Source organism: Bacillus norwichensis, from assembly GCF_014836955.1.
GTDB classification, from domain to species: Bacteria; Bacillota; Bacilli; order Bacillales; family Bacillaceae_C; genus Siminovitchia; species Siminovitchia norwichensis.
Genome location: NZ_JACSPV010000030.1, coordinates 13296 through 31220, shown reverse-complemented (window position 1 = coordinate 31220; position 17925 = coordinate 13296). Strand labels below are relative to the sequence as shown.

Genomic DNA, 17925 nt, shown 5'->3' with positions numbered 1-17925 from the left:
ATCGCCACTAATAACAGACACCCTCATGAGTTGTTTTTTGTTTTCACATTCAAATCCCCCTCCACAATCACTATCGAGATTATTAAAAGCAATAAGGAAAAAAATTAATAAAATTATTCCCTTGCTATCTTGGTTTTTTTATTATAACATACAAATCGTAATGATTACGATTTAGAAAGAGGAGGAATTTGATGACTAAAATACCTGTCACCGTTTTGAGCGGCTATTTAGGAGCAGGAAAAACAACTTTATTGAATCATATCTTACATAACAGGGATGGTCTCCGTGTCGCGGTGATTGTCAACGATATGAGCGAAGTGAATATCGACGCGGATCTGATACATTCTGGAGGTTTTAGGAGAACAGAAGAAAAGCTCGTGGAGCTGCAAAATGGCTGCATTTGTTGCACATTGAGGGAAGATTTAATGATCGAGGTTGAGAAGTTGGTGGATTCTGGAAACATTGATTATATCGTGATTGAATCAACTGGTATCAGTGAGCCGATACCAGTCGCTCAAACATTTACGTATATTGATGAAGAACTGAATATAGATTTAACAAAAAAATGCCGGCTAGATACAATGGTCACTGTCGTAAATGCCCATCAATTTTGGTCAGATTTTTCTTCTGGTGAAAGTTTGTTGGACCGCAATCACGGAACCGACGAGTCTGATGACAGAGACGTTGTAGATTTATTGATTGATCAAATTGAATTTGCCAATGTCATCGTTTTAAATAAAACAGACCTTCTTGATAAAACTGATATAGAACAAATGGCCCTTATTCTGCAATCATTAAATCCTGAGGCAAAAATCATTCAAACATCTTATGGTTCAGTCCCATTAAATGAACTTTTAAATACTCAAATGTTTGATTTTGAAAAGGCAAGCCAATCCGCTGGATGGATAAAAGAACTGAATGAAGAACATGTTCCTGAAACTGAAGAATATGGAATCTCCTCCTTCGTATATCGCAGAAGGCGCCCTTTTCATCCTGAGCGTTTTTATAAATGGCTTGAATATTGGCCAGCAGAGGTAGTTCGATCAAAAGGATTCTTTTGGCTTGCAACTAGAAACGATATGGCAGGACTTGTGTCACAGGCAGGAACTTCCATCACAATACAATTAGCAGGATATTGGGTAGCATCCCTTCCAGAAGATGAGCGCAGAATCATGCTAAGAGAAGACAGTAAATTATTGGACGGATGGGACGACATCTATGGTGATCGGATGACAGAAATCGCTTTTATCGGGATTGATATGGCGAAGGATCAAATTGAAAAGCAACTTGATGATTGCTTATTGACGCCAAATGAGATGAATGAAAACGGGGAATCGTTTATAGACCCCTTCCCTTCTTTTTCGACAGTATATTAATATGTCTTTTAAATCATAATGATTACGATTATCATGGTATTTGCTAGAAAGGAATTGACTAATGAGAACTAAAACCATCTTTTTTACATTTGTTTTAATCTTAGCGATATTTATGAGTGGCTGTCATAAGAGTTCACCAGCCGAATCCAATAAGACAATGAATGAGAATACGAATGGGGCCCTTAAAGTATATACAACGATCTTTCCGATAGAAGACTTTACAAAGAAAATTGGTGGAAAATATGTTGATGTTAAGAGTGTATATCCTGTCGGTGCTGATGCCCATACATTTGAACCAACCTTAAAAATGATGATGAATATAGCCGATGCAGACTTATTTATTTATAATGGTGCTGGGTTTGAGACGTTTATTGATAAAGCAGAGAAAACTGTCTCCAATGAAAAGGTAAAAATGGTGGAGGCCTCCAATGGTATTGAGTTATTGAGCGGGGATGAGCACGATCATGAGGACCATAGTGAGGCTGAGCATGAGAACCATGATCATGACGCTCACACGGAGGACGATGATGAACACGATGCTCACACAGAAAATGAGCACAATGCTCATGACCATCACCATGATCAAGACCCCCATGTTTGGCTAGATCCCATTCATGCAATTAAAATGGCTGAAAATATTAAAGAAGCATTATCAGAAGCAATGCCCTCTGCCAAAGAGGAGTTCGAACAGAATTTTCAAGACTTGAAGCAGAAACTTGAACAACTTGATGTTGATTTGAGTGAAGTAATAGAAGCAGCCGAACATAAAGACTTGCTAGTTTCACATGCTTCATATGGATATTGGGAACACCGTTATGGCATTAACCAAATCAGTATAACAGGGTTAAGTCCAGAAAATGAGCCTTCACAAAAACATTTGCAAACTATTATTGAGACAGCGAAGAAGCATCATCTTCACTACATTATTTATGATCAGGTTCCTTCTGCTAAAGTAGTGAATACGGTCCAAAAAGAAACTGGAACCAAACCTATTGCTTTACACAACCTGGAATATATTACAGAGGATGACAATTCAAAAAAAGAGGATTATTTCAGTCTCATGAATAAGAATATAGACACACTAAAAATAGTGCTGGAAAATTAATAAAATATGAGGCTGTTCTCTATGACAGCCTCATGTAAAAGATTTTCTAAATCCTTTAATCAATTTTTGAAAAATAGGGTCAAGAAAACGTCGTTGCGACATAACTACAACTGTAATAATCAATGCGATGATTGCACCAGTAGTAACATCCAAAGGATAATGGACACCAATATATATTCTTGAAAGTGCCATGAAAATCGCTAGAATTAACAAGATACTTCCAATCTTTTTTCGATAGAAAAATAGTGCCCACGTCATTGCAAACGCCCCTGCAGAATGATTGCTCGGAAATGAAGGATCTGCGCTCGTTTTATGACTTAATAAATGGACCGAATGTGTAACGAAAGGCCGTGGACGAAAATACATCAATTCAATTGCCTTGTTCATTCCCATGACAATGATCGTAATTGTTAATACATACATGACGATTTTTCGATTTTCTATCATTCTTCCTGACTTTGAAAACCATAGCCATGCGAGCACAAGCCCAAATAATATTGGACCAAATTTTGAGAATAACATCACCGTTTGATCAAGAACGTCGTTTTTCCCTGCAAATTGATTGATCATTTCAAATAACTTGTAGTCAAAGTTCATCTTAAAACTTCCTTTATGACAAATTGAAATTACATTATAGCATATTGCAAGAAAACGAATCTTTGGTTTTTTTATGGAAAAAGTCACACGATGGAATTAAATTCTGGGGAAATAGGTGAACTTAAACAAAATGCGGAGAACACACACAAAGCTATTTTCAATAAATATATGAATAGTACAGAAAAAAAGAGAGAAATTAGCCTGTTTTGCAGTGATTTTCCATACTATTTTCTATGGCTGAAAAATATCCTGCAACCATTTTACCTTTACTAAAAAAGCACCCCGAAGGATGCCTTATAGACCTAATAATTCTTTTTTCTTTAGTGCAAATTCTTCTTCTGTAATCACACCTTGATCAAGTAACTTTTTATATTCTAGTATTTTGTCAATCTCACTAGTTTGAGTATTTTTTTTGTTTTGCTCTCTATTACAAATTAGCTGCAACATCGAGATGCATTCTTGTACATGACCATAAGCGATGCGGTATGTAGTGCTGTCTGTTTTTATTTTTTTGTTCAAAAACGTTATGTAGACAGCTGGTTGAGCAGTGTCGTTAACTGTCAATTTCACTTTCAAATTTGTACAGTATGCTATATTTTTCTTTTTCCCAGTCACTGCACCTACAACGGCACCTGTTTCGCCAAATAAAGCTCCCCCAACCAATGACCTGCCTAAACCACCTCTCGTTATTGTTTCACCGTCTTCTAACAGTTCGAAACTGATAATGTCACTATAGTTAAAAAGATAAGATTTAGTAGGTGTTGGGATAAGGAGTTGTTCTTTCTCGTCATCAAAATAAACCGCTACCCCTATTTTTTTGGTTGCATTGATTTTTAAATCTTCCTTGTTTTTACCTAAACCTGTCATTGCTTTTAAAAAATCATCCGAAGTTAGCTTTTTAATCCCTAAAAATTGTTTTGGAGTAAGTAGCGCCTCTCTAAAACAACCATCACACACAACTCCCTCGTTTGCGATTTTACGTCGATATAAAACAACCGCATTTCCCCCACAAACTGCACATACTTTGGCCATTTCCACCATTCCTTTATTTTAATTGGTTATTAATGATTATAATGGAAAGGACTTCTATTTACATGATAAATGTATAAGGAACAGGGATTTACACCCTACACAATCTGGATGATCTAACTTCATTACTGCCACGTTACTATCTTCAGCATTGTTTTTAAGTTAGATTGTACATCGAAGTGCAGTGGATGATGGATGTATTTTTGCCAATATTACTCTTCAATGTATCTTCATGCACCTGAATATTCTTCACCATTGCCTCTGGTATCAATTCGAACATGGAGGAAGTGTTTTTGCTGAGTGAATCATGTTTTCTTCTCCAACATACACTCCCACATGATGTACCCTTACTCTCCTTCTTCATATGCGAAATCAAAAACACGCAAATCAATGCCAAAATGAGAAGGCGTCATTTTCTTTAAGCAACATAATCTATCTTTTCCTTTTCACTCCCAAACCAGAATCTCCTGAAACCTGTATTGTATTTCCTTCATATATTATACCTTCAAATGGCTCCTCCTTGATCCACAAAGGCGCATCCAAATCAATATTTGTTATATTTGGATGCGCGATTGCTAGATGGACTGCCGCCGCAACACTGACACTCGATTCCATCATGCTGCCAATCATGCATTCTATTTCCGCCGCTTCTGCCATGTCGGCAATTTGAAGCGCTCGGCGAATACCTCCAGTTTTCATCAGCTTGATGTTAAAGTAGTCCACTGCCTGTTCTGATAACAATTTCATAGCGTCTCTAGGAGAAAACAGACTTTCATCAGCCATTATCGGCGTTTGGACATTTCTTTTAATCTCTTTTAATCCAGTGATATTATGAGCTCTTACAGGCTGTTCCACAAGTTCTATATTTAACCTGTCTTTTTCCCACTCCCTTATCACTTCAACAGACTGCTTGACGCTCCATCCTTGATTGGCATCTACACGAAGGGTCACATTATTCCCAACTGCCTCGCGAATGGCCGAAATTCTTTCAATATCTTTCTTCCAGTCTTTTCCGGCCTTAATTTTAATGATTGAAAATCCATTATTCACAATCTGCTTGGCCTCAGTGACCATTTTTTCCGCTTCACCGATGCTGATAGTCATATCATTCATCAGCTCATTCGTTTTACCGCCTAAGAACTGATATAAAGGTATGTTCCAATACTTACAAAGCGTGTCATAGATTGCTATTTCGACAGCAGCCTTTGCACTTGTATTGCCGACACAACTTTGTTGCACGATGCTCGAAAGTTGGTTTAGTTGGGTAATAGGCTTCCCGAGTAATTGAGGAGTAATGACCGATTGAATGATCTCCTTTATTCCTTCTGTTGAATCACCGGTGATTGCCACAGTCGGAGCTGCGGCACCCATTCCAACTACCCCATTCTCTAATCGAAGCATAACTATTACATTTTCTATTTCATTTGCTGTCCTTAGCGCTGTTTTGAATGGCTTGATTAACGGCAATTTTTCTATTGAAACATCTATTGATTGAATGTTCATCATTGTAACCTTCCCTTATAATGTTGATAAAATATAAGATGTCAAAATTCCATAATACGTTCCGAGCAAGCTTCCAAGAACGGCCATCAAAATCCCGACTGGAATCAGTATTCTATTGAATGATCCTGCCAAAATAGGCGCAGATGCCACGCCGCCGATATTCGCCAGCGAAGCCACTCCCATCGTAAATAAATCGAGCTTGAAAACTTTTGCCAGGATGACCATGATCAATCCATGGAAGAACATAATCATGAAACCAGATAAAATATAAACTGGCGCTTGGAACAATTGAGAGAAGTCAGCATGTGATGCAATCAACCCAATGATGATATAAAGCATGACTTTTGATATCTCCATGGAACCTGGCAATTTTCCAATTTTGGTGACGGCTAAAACAAGACCGACAACGGAGGCTATAATGATTGTCCAAGTTGTCGCATTGACAGCAGCACCAAGTTCAGGCAATCTTTCGCCAATCTTTGTCGCCAAGACAGAAACCATCAAACTGAGTCCAAGGAAGCCAATTAATTCTACAAAACCGATCGGTTCCTGCTTTTCCTCCTCTGCCTCTAACTGTGCAGTCACTTCATCAATATAAGTAGTATCCGCTTTTGTCCATTTATTAAATTTCGAAGCAAGAGGTACAAGCCAGAATAAAAACATGACCCATACTGAGTAATTAACAGTATCCATAATCAGCGCATAGCCAAAAATGTTTTCCGGTACATCCAATATCCCCTGTAAAATCACCATATTAGCTGATCCGCCTGTCCAGCTTGCGCTCAACGCCGAAAAAGCTTTCCACGTATCAGGAGCATAAAAGCCCTTCAGAAGTGCGTAGGTGATCGTGAATCCTCCTACAATACTGATTGATGCGGCAAAGAAAGTCAGCAGCATTTTCGGCCCTAACCTAAAGATTTTTCTGAGATCACAATGAAGCAGCATTAACATGAGCATAGCTGGAAGCAAAAGTCCACGCACAGTTGAGTAAGCATTTTCAACTGATTCGCTTGACGAAAAAAGCCCGAAGGTTTTCATTAAAGCGGCACCAATATAGATGAGTACGATACCCGGTACATATTTAAAGAACTTGCCTCCGATCTTTTTTTCTGCAACCGCGACAGCGGCGGTAAACGCCAATAAAAAACATACAAATATAATGCCATCCTGAATCATATTCAAATCCTCCTTATATTTTAAAAATCAAAAAAATCCAGCCATTAGGAAATAAACTCCCTAACAGCTGGATTTCAATTGCGAATAACAAATGAAGCAGCTAACTATCTATAATTTGGGTATATTTAATATGCGCATTTTTAAAGGCAACAATGATGGCCTTTTGAGAAGAACCGAAATATCTCTTTTCTATCTCTTGTATGACACTTTCTGGCTTATTCATTGATTTTCCCTTGAATATAGACTGGACAAATTTGGATGTAAGCGCAATTGTTGAAGAGCACTCTGCCTCCAATATTTCATGACTGTCCCGATCTATGACAAAACCGATGAAAAATGTATTAAACTTTTGTGTAATGGGATTGTTTGAAGCTGTCTTACTATCACCAATGATATAAACAGTATGATCTGGAAACACTGTCGATCCTCCTGCAGCCAGATAACGTGCGGGGCACCTGCACGTATTAAGTACAAATGTTCATCACATTATCGACGATATGTTTATATTAATACAAACGTTTTCATTTTGCAATCATTTATTTTCTATCAAATTAACAGTATTATTTTGTATCTCTTTATGAAACCCTACTTGCTCTTTTCAAATTTAAGGATGCGTTACTTTTCCTAAATAAACTAATAAGAATGGTCACAATTAGATTCATTACTAAGGCAATGACTCCCGTACTAATATCGTTAATAACATGAGGAACACCCGGCCAGAAAGTTGCAAGTTTCACACCTGTGATAGTTATATAGGCTACAACCACCACTCCTGTAATTATTCCCGCTATAGCTCCCGCTTTATTGATATAATTCTTTTTAGATAATGTGAAAAACAATGCCGGAGCTAACTGTGTTATGAGGCTGTACGACATGATATTTAAAATGGCCAAGGCTTCTCCACCTGTAATCGTTACAATTAGCGCGATAATGGATAGGCTAATAATAATGATTCTTGACACAATTAATAGTTGTTGTTCAGAAGCTTTTGGCACTATAACTTTGTAGAAGCTGTTTGTTAACCCAACAGATGCAGCCATAAGCATAACGGAAGCGGGAACTAAAGCTGTTAGTAATCCAGCTGCGCCGATAATCCCGATGATCCATGGATCAAAGGTTTCTATCGATAATCTTAATAGAGAAAGGTCTCCATCAGCTCCTTGCAGCCCCGGGATTTGCACAATTGCTGAAAAACCAATAAAGAATATAAAAAGTAATAATAGTGTATATAAAGGTAACACAATTGCATTTTTTCTTAGTGTTTTTTCCCCTTTAGAAGATAAAACGACCATGAATGTTTGTGGCAATAAATAAAAGCCAATTGCATTTAATAATACTGTAGAGATAAACCAAGATTGGCTTAACCCTTGATCAGCTAATGTTAACATTTCAGGCTTAACCGATTGAACAGACTCAAACATCGGTTTAATTCCGCCAAAGTAATGAAAAGGAATATACAAACCTAAAAATATAACAACTACCAAAATCAAGAAATCTTTTATAATAGCAGTCCAAGCTGACCCATGTATCCCTGATATCATAACATAGGTAGTCACTACAGCTGTACCTATGACGCTTGCCGCTACAGGAGGAATCACTCCGTAAGATGCTTCTGAAACAATGATCCCTAATCCTTTCAGTTGGATAGATATATATGGCACAAGGGCTAAACTTCCTAAAACGGCAACAATCATGCCCATTGCTTTACTGTTGAACTTCGCAGCAAAATAGTCTGGTTGAGAAATAATCGAGTTATCCTTAGCATACCTCCATATTTTTGGAACTAACCAATAAGATAAAACATACGCTAAGAAAATGTAAGCCGGGACGTAGTAAGCGGCTGCCCCTTTTGAATAGGCCCACCCACTTCCACCTAAAAATGTGAAAGTTGTGTAAATTTCACCGGCTATCAAAAGGAAAACGAACAATGTTCCGAAGCCACGGCCGCCTACAGCAAATTGCTCCATATCCATATCCTTCCCTCGTCTTGCTCGAATCCCTAAATATAAAGCTAATAGAAGAGAGGCGAATATAATGACTAATGCTGTGTTCATTCAACATCGTTCCTTTGATTATCAGGATCAAATTTATAAACAACTGTTAAAATAATAGAAGCTAAAACCATCCAAAATGCAATCCAAAATAAAAGAAATGGCAGGCCCAATACATATGGTTCTATTTTATTTGCATAAGGCAAGAAGCCTAACATTCCAATAAAAGGAATCCAAAGCAAGAGTTTAATAGATTTCATAAGAGAACCTCCCTTAAATTCGCCGCAAGATTTGAAAGTTCATTAATTTAAAGCGCTTTCAATTATTTCGGATTACGTTTGTAGTGCTAGAACCGTTTCCAAGAGAACGTTTGCTCCCTTTTCGCAATCTTCCCAAGAAGTGAGCTCATCTTCATCATGGCTTTTTCCGTTAACACTTGGAACAAAAATCATTGCCGTTGGAATGAAGCTCGCGACGAATTGCGCATCATGCCCAGCACCGCTCACCATTCTTTTATATGAATACCCTAATGACTTGCTCGATTGTTCTACCAAATTGCAAATGTCCCTGTCGAACCAAACTGTGTCTCGATCCCATAACTTAGTTGTTTTAATTTCACATCCCTCTTTAACATTTGAATGTGTTAATCCTTGAATAATTTCCTCAACTTTTTTAATAACGCCGGGATTTTTATGTCTTGCTTCCAGAGAAAATACAATTTTATTCGGAATAACCGTTGGAATGTTCGGAAATATATTCATTCTTCCAATCGTATACACCAATTCCTTATCAAGTGCACTTAATTTTTGACGTACTTCGGTAATTATGTTGTTTGTCGCAAAGAGAGCATCTTTTCTCATATCCATTGGAGTTGTGCCGGCATGGTCGGATTCTCCTGTAATTTCAATATCATAGCAAACCATTCCTACTACACACTCAACAACTCCAATTGCTACCCCTTCCTGATCGAGAACTGGTCCCTGTTCAATATGCAACTCTAAAAATGCCGTACCTTCCTGTAACCTCATCTCCTGCTCGCCAGCATAACCGATAGACTGCAATGCATCACCGAAAGTGATGCCATCCACATCTGTTTGTTGGAGCATCTTTGTTTTTTCAAACTTACCTGATAGAACGCCAGAAGCCATTAATGCAGGTTCAAATCTCGCCCCTTCTTCATTTGTAAAATTAACAACTGTAATCGGTTTTCTTGTTTTAATCTCATTCTCTATTAATGTGCGAACTACTTCTAAACCAGCTACGACACCTAAAACACCATCAAAGCGACCGCCTTTTTTAACAGAGTCCATATGTGAACCAATGACAATAGGTGGGTTATTTTCCATTCCTTCTAATGTTGCATATATATTTCCCATGTCATCAACCTTTATTGACATGCCTAGCTCTTCACAGCTGGAACAAAAATAATCCCTAACTAAACGATCTTCTTCAGACAACGCTAAACGTGTGACCCCATTATTTATAGTACGTCCAAAATCCGCGAATTTTTCAAGTGTATCTTTTAAACGATTTCCATTAATTAATACTTTTTGTTGTTTCATTTTACACTCATTCCTTTTTTAAAAATTACGATGTGATTTTGGTTCGATTTTCACATGAGATATAAGTGATATGAAGAACATTAACTATCAATCCCACTCATGTTCACGTTTACGATGTGATTAATTTACTTATCAATTTTCCTTCTGAATCGTTTTCGTCCACCTTGTTCCAAGTTGTTTGCTTTCACTAAAACCATTCCAATCACAATCTCAGTAATGACGATACAATATCAGCCTGCATCCTCCCTTTCTATCAAAATGCTTCTTTAAAAATTTTGCTGCATAGCCTTCCATAAAATATTCAAGAGATTTAACAATAAATTTCATTTCTTACTAATATTGTATTATTTCTTTAAATAGCTTTCATTAGACATACTGTTAATAATATTCTGTTTATTATTTACGCTATTAGACAAAATGTTCATTTTTTCAATTTTAATATGAAAGTAGCCTCCCTAACTCGAATTTCACCTATTTTTACCAAACAGAAATCGGCTGGCATGAGTCCGGTGAATACCGTCTGCATGCCAGCCGATTGAAAAGAATAACAGGCGCGACAATGTTATTTAGCACACGCTATTATAACGTTTCCTTCCACTTTTTCCTGAATAAAAAATTGACGACACACGAAGCAAGAAAAATGAGAATTAATAGGGTTCCAATGAAAGGATACTTCAGTTTAAAGGCAAATACAACGAAGACTGCCAAACTGATGGATATGAACCAGCCAAATGCCTGAGTGGCAATATAAAAAGTCTTCTCCAAGAGGACTGCACCTCCTATTCATGATAAAAATACAAATTCAGTACTACTTCCACTTTGACCAGCGAACACTTCCAAACGGGCGTCAATCCGCTCTTTCAATTCCGGAACGTGTGAGATAATGCCCACAAGCCTTCCGCTGCTCTGGATTTCCATTAACGCCTCAATAGCCTGATCCAAGGATTCTGAATCTAGTGTGCCAAACCCTTCATCGATGAACATCGTTTCAAGCGAGACACCCCCTGCATGCTCCTGCACGACATCCGACAGTCCAAGCGCAAGCGAAAGCGCCGCCTTAAAGCTTTCTCCGCCTGATAAGGTTTTAACATGGCGTTCCTGGCCAGTATATTGGTCAAACACAAGCAGCTCCAACCCGCTTTGAACATTCCCCTTTGATCGTTCTTTCTTTCTCAAAAGCTGATAGCGCCCACTTGTCATTTTTAGCAGCCTTCCATTAGCTGCTGCTAAAATATCATCCAAAAACGATGCTAATACAAATCGTTCAAATGTAAGCTTATATGTATTTTGCCCTCTTGTTATATCGGATAAATGTCCAATCAGTTCATATTGTTTCTCTAATTCTTTAATCTGTAAATTCAACTGCTGGACATCCAATTGAATACTTTTGTTTTTATCTATGTTCATCTTCAGATTGGAGAACTGGTTATTCATGGACGAAAGTATTTTTTCCTGTTCCCTGAATTCCTCATTCAATTGATCCATATTCGGCCGTTCAATTCCCTTTAAACGTTCTTCATAATCCTTTAGACGATCTGTAACAGAGCGGTATTCTTCACCATAAGCCCTGATTTCTTCTTCAGAAGTTTGAATCCAAGCAGAATCTTTTTTAGACTCAGCATATTCACCGTAATTAGTAAATCCTTCTTGGTGGAGCTGATGTAAAAACTTCTCCCGTTCAATATTTAATGAGCTATTTAGCTTTTCAATTTCTTCTTCTAAATTCTTCATGGCCACTTTATGAGCTGCCAGCTGTTGACTCAGTTTAGAACAAGCATCCTGAGCCTGTTTATAAGTATCATCCAGTTGTTTGATTTCTTTCTGTAGTACCGACAATCTACTTTCGTATTGTTCTTTCGTTTCAATGCCTTCAGGAAGGTTAAGTGCAAGGCTTTGAAGAGCTGCTTTTATTTCCACATATTGATGGGTAGTTTCCCGTTCCTTCTCTAAGGTTTCGTCCATCTTAGCTGAAAGATCTTTTAGTCTCTTAGAAAGCTGTGTTATTTCGGCATCTTTTTCGGGAATTTTATTTGTTTTCAATTCATTGCTTTTCAGTTCAAAGGAGAATTCTTGTTGCTTCTCTTGAAGCTTTCTCAAATGGAGAGCCGCATCCTCCAGATTTACATCCGGCAGCAGCCCTTTTGTTGCATCAAACTTGTCCAATACTGTTTTCTCACATAGCTCCAAGTCTGCTTTTGCCTTCATCCATTCTTGCCGAATTTCATCCAACTGCTCTTCTAGTATACGCGCATCTTTTTTTGCTGCTTCAAAGTCTTCTTCGCTCACATAATCTCCTGATGCATGGGCCGGCGACGGATGTTCAGCTGAACCGCAAACAGGACATGGACAGCCAATTTCAAGCTTTCCAGCTAAAATTGCCGCGTGTCCCGACAACCATTTTTCTTCGATATGCTTAAGTGTTTTCAACGCGTCCTCCACTTTCGCATTCGTGAGCTGCAGTTCTTTGTCTCGTTGAACGAACAATTTATTTGCGGCTTGCTTTTTTTCTATTGAAACCGCCAATTGATGAAGATAATCAATTGCTTGTTCAGCACGGAACTTTTCCTCTTTTAGCATAATATTTTTATCTTGAAGTTGTCTTAGTCGGCTCAACTCTTCCTGCTGTTTCTCGATCAAGTCTCTCCATTCAGTCGTTTGTTCCTTTTGTTTATCCAGCATTTTACGATAATCTTTCGCTTCTAGCTCCAATCGTTCAAGATCAGCTTTTCGGCTGGAAAATGAAAGGACATCCTCTCGCAGACTTTCCAGTCGTGACATTTCCACATGAAGTTCTTCCCGTATACCCCTTCTATCTTCTTCTAGCTTCAGGTTTTTATCTGCCTTTATTTTCTCTTTTTCAGTAAAAACTAAGTCCTCTTCTACCTTTCTTTTCCTTGATGCCTTGTCATCGATATCTTTTTTTAACCGCTGGCATATATTCTCCTGATGAGCCAAATTATCTGCGCGTCTGGCAAAATCTACAGCTTTTCTTTTTTCCTCGATTGACGATTTTTTCCCATCCAACAAGGCTTTCTGCTTTTCTAAAGCATTGCGGTTATTCATTTCAATCAAAATATTTTCCGCTTCATCTACTTTCCTTTTTGCCTCATCTCGTTGTTTTTGCCTGATTTCTATTTCCTTTTCAAGCTCAGCCAAGCTTCGGTCCATGTCCTCAGTGATCTTCTGCACCAAGGGAAGGATGATTGTATCACTAGGTACCGGTTCGCCAAGGGCTGATTCCAGCTCATCATTTCCATTCGTAAAAATGTCCCTCAGCTTTTGGCCCCTTTGATTGATACCGCCCTCCACCTCATGTTTAAGCAATCCAGCCTTATCTTTGAGCATTACCTCTATTTTTTTATATTGTTCAGTGTGGAAAAGACGCTGCAGGATAACCTCTTTCTCTTTACTGTCAGATGTTAGCAGCTTCCGGAAATCACCTTGAGGAATCATTAAAATCTGCCGGAACTGGTTTGCGTCAAGCTGAATGATTTCTTTTATTTTTTCCTCCGTATCCCTTACGTTTGCTGCTAGCAGCTTTTTATTGCCAGACTCATCAACCAAGTACAGCTCAGCTTTTGCATTAACCGTTGTATAGCCATCCCCTCGCGCCTTTTTTCTTTCCTGCTGAGGGGATCGGCAAATGTAATAAACCTTATCCCTCAATTGAAATGTCAAAGACACTTCCGTAAGAAGATCATCCTTGGCAAAATGGCTGCGCAAATCTGCCCCATTCCGGTCCTCACCACTCGCTTTACCATAAATAGCAAAGCTGATTCCGTCAAAGATGGATGTTTTTCCAGCGCCCGTTTTTCCGGAAATGACAAACATTGTCCGGCTAGCCAATTGGGTAAAGTCAATAATCTCAATCCCTGCATAAGGGCCAAACGCCTGCATTTCCAATTTAAGCGGCCTCATACAAGGAGCACCTCCTTACGAACACTGTCAATTACCTCTTCCATCAGTTTCTGCTTTTGTTCGGTAAATTCGCTCGTTGTCATTTCCTTATAAAACTCAGAAAAAAGGTCCAGTTCTGTTTTTCTTTCGCTTTGAATAGAACGTAGTGCCTGTCTTTTCTTCAAGTCAATCGCTTCTATCTTTCTTTCCAAATGCAAGATGTTTGGATAGATAGCCCTCAGTTTATTGATCGGATCAATCAATGCGCCTTCATCGAAAAGAGTCACTTTCAAAAAATCGTCCAGCTTTTGACTTGTATAAAATGTCGGGTCAAGCAATTCATCTATGTAGCCTGAAATCTCTCTCATATCTTGAGGAGGTATTAGTGACTTCTCATTCATTGTCAATTGTCCGCTTGCGTCAATTTCTATGATTGAGATACTTTTTCGCTGTTTGACTTCTGAAAAAGAATATTTTAAAAGCGAACCGGAGTAACGAATCGTCTCATGCTTAATAGCATCTGGGCTATGTAGGTGGCCAAGTGCAGTATATGTAAAAGGGCTGAAACAATCTGAATCAACGCTGCCGGAACCCCCGACTGATAATATCCGTTCCGAGTCGGTCGTTTTTCCGCCTGTTACAAAGGCATGTCCTACAAGGACATTAGTAGCATTTGCATCCATTGTTTTCTCTATTTCCCAAGTAACCCTGCTCATCGCGTCATGGTGTGAATGAATGCTTGAATCTTGAAATACCTCTCGTACAACACCAGGCTCTGCATAGGGAACAAGATAAAAATGAACACCATTAATCCGAACAGGCTCAAAACAATCGGATAGTTTTCCATTCAAATAAAAGCCGCTGTGGCGGTACCAGGAAGAGCCAAATGCCAGACGTTCCGCGCTGTCATGGTTTCCGGAAATGGCAAGAACCGGAGTCCTCAGCTCCACATTGATTCTGAACAACACTTTTTCAAGTAGCTGTACAGCTTCTACTGGAGGCACAGAGCGATCATATAGATCCCCGGCGATGATAACAACGTCGGGTTTCTCCTCAGCAACGAGTTCGATAAATTGCTCTAGGACCGCTTCTTGCTGTTCTGTCATATAGATTCCATGAATAAGCTTGCCCAAATGCCAATCGGCAGTATGAATGATTTTCACCCTCATCACCCTATTTCCTCTAAATATCTACTATTATAGCAAATGATAGTCACAATCTCTTAAAAACAGCAAAAAAGCCGAGCAGAAAGAATCTGATCGACTTTTTGGAAGACTGCTATCTTTCCATCCTTTCCGGAAGGCTTTGGATGGATTGAACAACATCCTCCAGTTTCGTATCAATCCGGTACAATAAATAGAAAGTGACCAGTGCCGGAATTCCGACATCACTGATGAAGGGCAAAAACTCCTCCACTCTACCTTCCCTCCTCTCTGTCTAATCGGTAAAGGCCTGGACTTAGCCAAGCCTCATTCATTTAATCCAATGAGTATTCGGTAACCGTACGTTCGATTAGCCGAGCCGCTTTCATTTCTTCATATTTGTTTCCTTCACTATCAATAAATACTTCTGAGGCAATGATTGATTGCATAGCATTTTTCACATCTTCCGAGTTTACCGGTTCCTGTGGCTGCTCAATTGTGATCCTTGCCGTCTTATCGCCGCCCGTAATAAAATGTAATTCCAGTGTTTTCAATTTTATACCCCCTTTCCCTGTTTCTGGTGCTTATGCATCGATATCAAAGGTGTCATTTCGCTCAATCGCCCAGACTGCGTGTTCCGATAACCCGCTAATCGCTTGAGCAGCTTGATACAGCTGAGAAGCACTAGCATCACGATGGACGTTGTTAAATGTTTTGCTTTTATAAACCGGCTTATCCATCCCCTCAGTGATAATTTCAAATACCAGCCTCAGCTTTGATGTTTTCAAAAAAGCATTTGCCAAGTGTATCACCTCCTTCACATTCCATATACAGAAATAGATGCAGGAAGGACACCCTAAAGATATCAAATGCGCCTTGGCGTATTTGCCCCCAGATTTTAACAAGCTGTAGCTCGATACATTTCCTATGTAAATCTATGGTATCTGTCGGAGAGTTGACCCCCACTGAATGAAATACTATATGCTTACATCTCAACACATACAGAAGTGGGAGATTTCGCGGAATGACGTTAAAATGTTGATTTTAAAGAGCAACAGCTTGTCACCCGCTTTTTTTATTGGATATAATGTTGGTATGGCGAAATGCCGATTCAGGAGGGAAAGAAATGCTTGATGGTTGGTTTTTAATATTTATTCTTTTTTGGGTGGTCGTATTAATTAGCCTGTTCGCAATCGGCGGCTTTTTCATGTTTCGAAAGTTTTTAAAACGCCTTCCAAAAGAAGATGGAAAATCGGATATGGACTGGGAAGAGTACTATGTCCAAGAGACACAGAGCCTTTGGACAGACGAACAAAATAAATTGCTCGATGAACTGGTCAGTCCAGTGCCTGAGTTGTTCAGAGATGTGGCGAGGCAGAAAATCGCCGGAAAAATTGGGGAAGTTGCATTGGAGAAAAAAGTAAAGCGTCTAGATCTTGATACTATTATTAGAGGGTATATACTGGCCACGCCGAAGCGAGATCATAAATTCTTGCGCAAGAAAATGAATGAATTGAACATTGATATTTCTCCTTACGAACATCTATTCTGAGGCTTCCAATTCACGGAAGCCTTCGTCATTGGAAGGTGATTCTTGATGAATTATTTGGCTGTAGGCATTGGCGGAATGGCAGGTAGCGTTATCCGTTATATGATTAGCCTGGGCACAATGAATGTTGGAACCGCTGCTTTTCCCTACGGTACCTTTATAGCAAACATGCTCGGCTGTTTGATTCTGGGACTGTTAACCGGGCTGAATGAACAAAAGAAAATCATCCCCAAGCCGATCATGATTGGTTTAGGAACCGGTATGATTGGTTCATTGACAACGTTTTCGACCTTTGGTGTAGAAACAGTTCGGTTGTATGAAGCTTCCTCCATTTATATGGCAGGAATCTATGTGCTATTGAGTGCCGGAATAGGTTTGCTACTGGCTGGAGGCGGTTTTTATCTTGGGCAAAAGAGATCAGGAAAGGAAGTGACGAATGGTTGAATATCCTGCTTATTGCTATTGGTGGCTTTTTGGGGGCCATTACCAGATATTTTATTGCAAATAAATTTCCGCCTATAAAAGGCACTTTTCCTTCTGCCACTTTTTTTGTCAACCTAACCGGATCTTTTTTACTTGGTTTTTTAATGGGGATCATGCCTCCATCTAAATGGACCTTATTCCTCGGTATAGGATTTCTGGGCTCCTATACAACCTTCTCTACCTTTAAAGTTGAGTTGATTCGTCAATTTCAAGAAAAGAAATGGAAACCGGCACTAGCTTATATGCTTCTTAGCTATTTCGGCGGCATTCTGCTTGCATTTCTTGGCTTTTTATCAGGGCAGAATCTATAGCCGTTTTGGAATATCAGAAATTAATTACGGCTGCGCGAAGCTCTTTTTGTCCTCCATTATATGAAGTTGTACTGTTTGATTCTGTAAACAGAAATTCAATCGGGAAAATCGTCTAATTTCCCAAAATCTCTTGAGCCCTAGCTATCTTTAATAAGCCTACTACTAGATAAGCTTTTTGGTCCCTCTGAGATTTTCATCAAAAGC

General features: G+C 38.9%; 19 protein-coding genes. 5 read left to right on the top strand and 14 right to left on the bottom strand.

Annotation, left to right across the window (positions count from 1 at the left end; all coding sequences use genetic code 11):
• Window positions 1-191: 191 nt before the first annotated feature.
• A complete protein-coding gene (locus H9631_RS15295) occupies window positions 192-1376 on the top strand; it encodes a GTP-binding protein (RefSeq protein WP_191814285.1) in 1185 nt (394 codons plus the stop codon).
• A 61-nt stretch (window positions 1377-1437) separates the two neighbouring features.
• Window positions 1438-2481, top strand: a complete 1044-nt coding sequence (locus H9631_RS15290) for a metal ABC transporter solute-binding protein, Zn/Mn family (protein WP_191814283.1) — start codon at window positions 1438-1440, stop codon at window positions 2479-2481.
• Between the two features lie 30 nt (window positions 2482-2511).
• Here the strand turns inward: H9631_RS15290 and H9631_RS15285 are convergent, their stop codons facing one another.
• The 14 genes from H9631_RS15285 to H9631_RS15220 form a co-directional block, all read right to left on the bottom strand.
• Window positions 2512-3078 (bottom strand): phosphatase PAP2 family protein, encoded by a 567-nt coding sequence (locus tag H9631_RS15285; protein WP_191814281.1) that lies wholly within the window; start codon window positions 3076-3078, stop codon window positions 2512-2514.
• Window positions 3079-3372: 294 nt separating this feature from the next.
• The gene (locus H9631_RS15280; RefSeq protein WP_191814279.1) at window positions 3373-4110 is read right to left on the bottom strand and encodes an SHOCT domain-containing protein; all 738 of its coding nucleotides are present in this window, start codon (window positions 4108-4110) and stop codon (window positions 3373-3375) included.
• Between the two features lie 429 nt (window positions 4111-4539).
• Complete coding sequence (locus H9631_RS15275; protein WP_191814320.1) at window positions 4540-5610, bottom strand: dipeptide epimerase; 1071 nt, start codon at window positions 5608-5610, stop codon at window positions 4540-4542.
• 15 nt (window positions 5611-5625) lie between these two features.
• Window positions 5626-6786 carry a DUF819 family protein gene (locus H9631_RS15270; protein ID WP_191814277.1) on the bottom strand — a complete coding sequence of 387 codons (1161 nt, stop codon included), beginning with the start codon at window positions 6784-6786 and terminating at the stop codon, window positions 5626-5628.
• A gap of 100 nt (window positions 6787-6886) precedes the next feature.
• The gene (locus tag H9631_RS15265; protein ID WP_191814275.1) at window positions 6887-7204 is read right to left on the bottom strand and encodes a DUF3870 domain-containing protein; all 318 of its coding nucleotides are present in this window, start codon (window positions 7202-7204) and stop codon (window positions 6887-6889) included.
• A 157-nt stretch (window positions 7205-7361) separates the two neighbouring features.
• On the bottom strand, window positions 7362-8840 hold the full coding sequence (locus H9631_RS15260) for a sodium:solute symporter family protein (protein WP_191814273.1): 1479 nt from the start codon (window positions 8838-8840) through the stop codon (window positions 7362-7364).
• Window positions 8837-9037: a DUF3311 domain-containing protein gene (locus tag H9631_RS15255; protein WP_191814271.1), complete on the bottom strand. Its 201-nt coding sequence runs from the start codon at window positions 9035-9037 to the stop codon at window positions 8837-8839. The genes H9631_RS15260 and H9631_RS15255 overlap by 4 nt, the downstream gene beginning before the upstream one ends.
• Before the next feature lie 72 nt (window positions 9038-9109).
• Complete coding sequence (locus tag H9631_RS15250; RefSeq protein WP_191814269.1) at window positions 9110-10339, bottom strand: Zn-dependent hydrolase; 1230 nt, start codon at window positions 10337-10339, stop codon at window positions 9110-9112.
• 579 nt (window positions 10340-10918) lie between these two features.
• The gene (locus H9631_RS15245; protein WP_191814267.1) at window positions 10919-11104 is read right to left on the bottom strand and encodes a hypothetical protein; all 186 of its coding nucleotides are present in this window, start codon (window positions 11102-11104) and stop codon (window positions 10919-10921) included.
• A gap of 18 nt (window positions 11105-11122) precedes the next feature.
• Complete coding sequence (locus tag H9631_RS15240; protein ID WP_191814265.1) at window positions 11123-14257, bottom strand: AAA family ATPase; 3135 nt, start codon at window positions 14255-14257, stop codon at window positions 11123-11125.
• Window positions 14254-15399 (bottom strand): exonuclease SbcCD subunit D, encoded by a 1146-nt coding sequence (locus tag H9631_RS15235; RefSeq protein WP_191814263.1) that lies wholly within the window; start codon window positions 15397-15399, stop codon window positions 14254-14256. Before H9631_RS15235 ends, H9631_RS15240 begins: the two co-directional genes overlap by 4 nt.
• A 115-nt stretch (window positions 15400-15514) precedes the next feature.
• Window positions 15515-15652 (bottom strand): YvrJ family protein, encoded by a 138-nt coding sequence (locus H9631_RS15230; RefSeq protein ID WP_191814261.1) that lies wholly within the window; start codon window positions 15650-15652, stop codon window positions 15515-15517.
• A 61-nt stretch (window positions 15653-15713) separates the two neighbouring features.
• The gene (locus tag H9631_RS15225) at window positions 15714-15932 is read right to left on the bottom strand and encodes a DUF2922 domain-containing protein (RefSeq protein ID WP_191814259.1); all 219 of its coding nucleotides are present in this window, start codon (window positions 15930-15932) and stop codon (window positions 15714-15716) included.
• A gap of 30 nt (window positions 15933-15962) precedes the next feature.
• On the bottom strand, window positions 15963-16190 hold the full coding sequence (locus H9631_RS15220; protein WP_318246818.1) for a DUF1659 domain-containing protein: 228 nt from the start codon (window positions 16188-16190) through the stop codon (window positions 15963-15965).
• A 314-nt stretch (window positions 16191-16504) separates the two neighbouring features.
• Between H9631_RS15220 and H9631_RS15215 the strand changes: the two genes are divergently transcribed.
• The 3 genes from H9631_RS15215 to crcB (H9631_RS15205) are packed head-to-tail and all read left to right on the top strand — an operon-like array spanning window position 16505 to window position 17721.
• Window positions 16505-16930 (top strand): DUF2621 domain-containing protein, encoded by a 426-nt coding sequence (locus H9631_RS15215; protein WP_191814255.1) that lies wholly within the window; start codon window positions 16505-16507, stop codon window positions 16928-16930.
• A 45-nt stretch (window positions 16931-16975) separates the two neighbouring features.
• Window positions 16976-17371: a fluoride efflux transporter CrcB gene (crcB, locus tag H9631_RS15210; protein WP_191814253.1), complete on the top strand. Its 396-nt coding sequence runs from the start codon at window positions 16976-16978 to the stop codon at window positions 17369-17371.
• Window positions 17368-17721 carry a fluoride efflux transporter CrcB gene (crcB, locus tag H9631_RS15205; protein WP_191814250.1) on the top strand — a complete coding sequence of 118 codons (354 nt, stop codon included), beginning with the start codon at window positions 17368-17370 and terminating at the stop codon, window positions 17719-17721. The genes crcB (H9631_RS15210) and crcB (H9631_RS15205) overlap by 4 nt, the downstream gene beginning before the upstream one ends.
• Window positions 17722-17925 lie beyond the last annotated feature (204 nt).

Coding starts and splice junctions, on each gene's coding strand:
- H9631_RS15295 (WP_191814285.1), top strand. CDS start 192: ATGACTAAAATACCTGTCACCGTTTTGAGCGGCTATTTAGGAGCAGGA.
- H9631_RS15290 (WP_191814283.1), top strand. CDS start 1,438: ATGAGAACTAAAACCATCTTTTTTACATTTGTTTTAATCTTAGCGATA.
- H9631_RS15285 (WP_191814281.1), bottom strand. CDS start 3,078: ATGAACTTTGACTACAAGTTATTTGAAATGATCAATCAATTTGCAGGG.
- H9631_RS15280 (WP_191814279.1), bottom strand. CDS start 4,110: ATGGCCAAAGTATGTGCAGTTTGTGGGGGAAATGCGGTTGTTTTATAT.
- H9631_RS15275 (WP_191814320.1), bottom strand. CDS start 5,610: ATGAACATTCAATCAATAGATGTTTCAATAGAAAAATTGCCGTTAATC.
- H9631_RS15270 (WP_191814277.1), bottom strand. CDS start 6,786: ATGATTCAGGATGGCATTATATTTGTATGTTTTTTATTGGCGTTTACC.
- H9631_RS15260 (WP_191814273.1), bottom strand. CDS start 8,840: ATGAACACAGCATTAGTCATTATATTCGCCTCTCTTCTATTAGCTTTA.
- H9631_RS15255 (WP_191814271.1), bottom strand. CDS start 9,037: ATGAAATCTATTAAACTCTTGCTTTGGATTCCTTTTATTGGAATGTTA.
- H9631_RS15250 (WP_191814269.1), bottom strand. CDS start 10,339: ATGAAACAACAAAAAGTATTAATTAATGGAAATCGTTTAAAAGATACA.
- H9631_RS15240 (WP_191814265.1), bottom strand. CDS start 14,257: ATGAGGCCGCTTAAATTGGAAATGCAGGCGTTTGGCCCTTATGCAGGG.
- H9631_RS15215 (WP_191814255.1), top strand. CDS start 16,505: ATGCTTGATGGTTGGTTTTTAATATTTATTCTTTTTTGGGTGGTCGTA.
- crcB (WP_191814253.1), top strand. CDS start 16,976: ATGAATTATTTGGCTGTAGGCATTGGCGGAATGGCAGGTAGCGTTATC.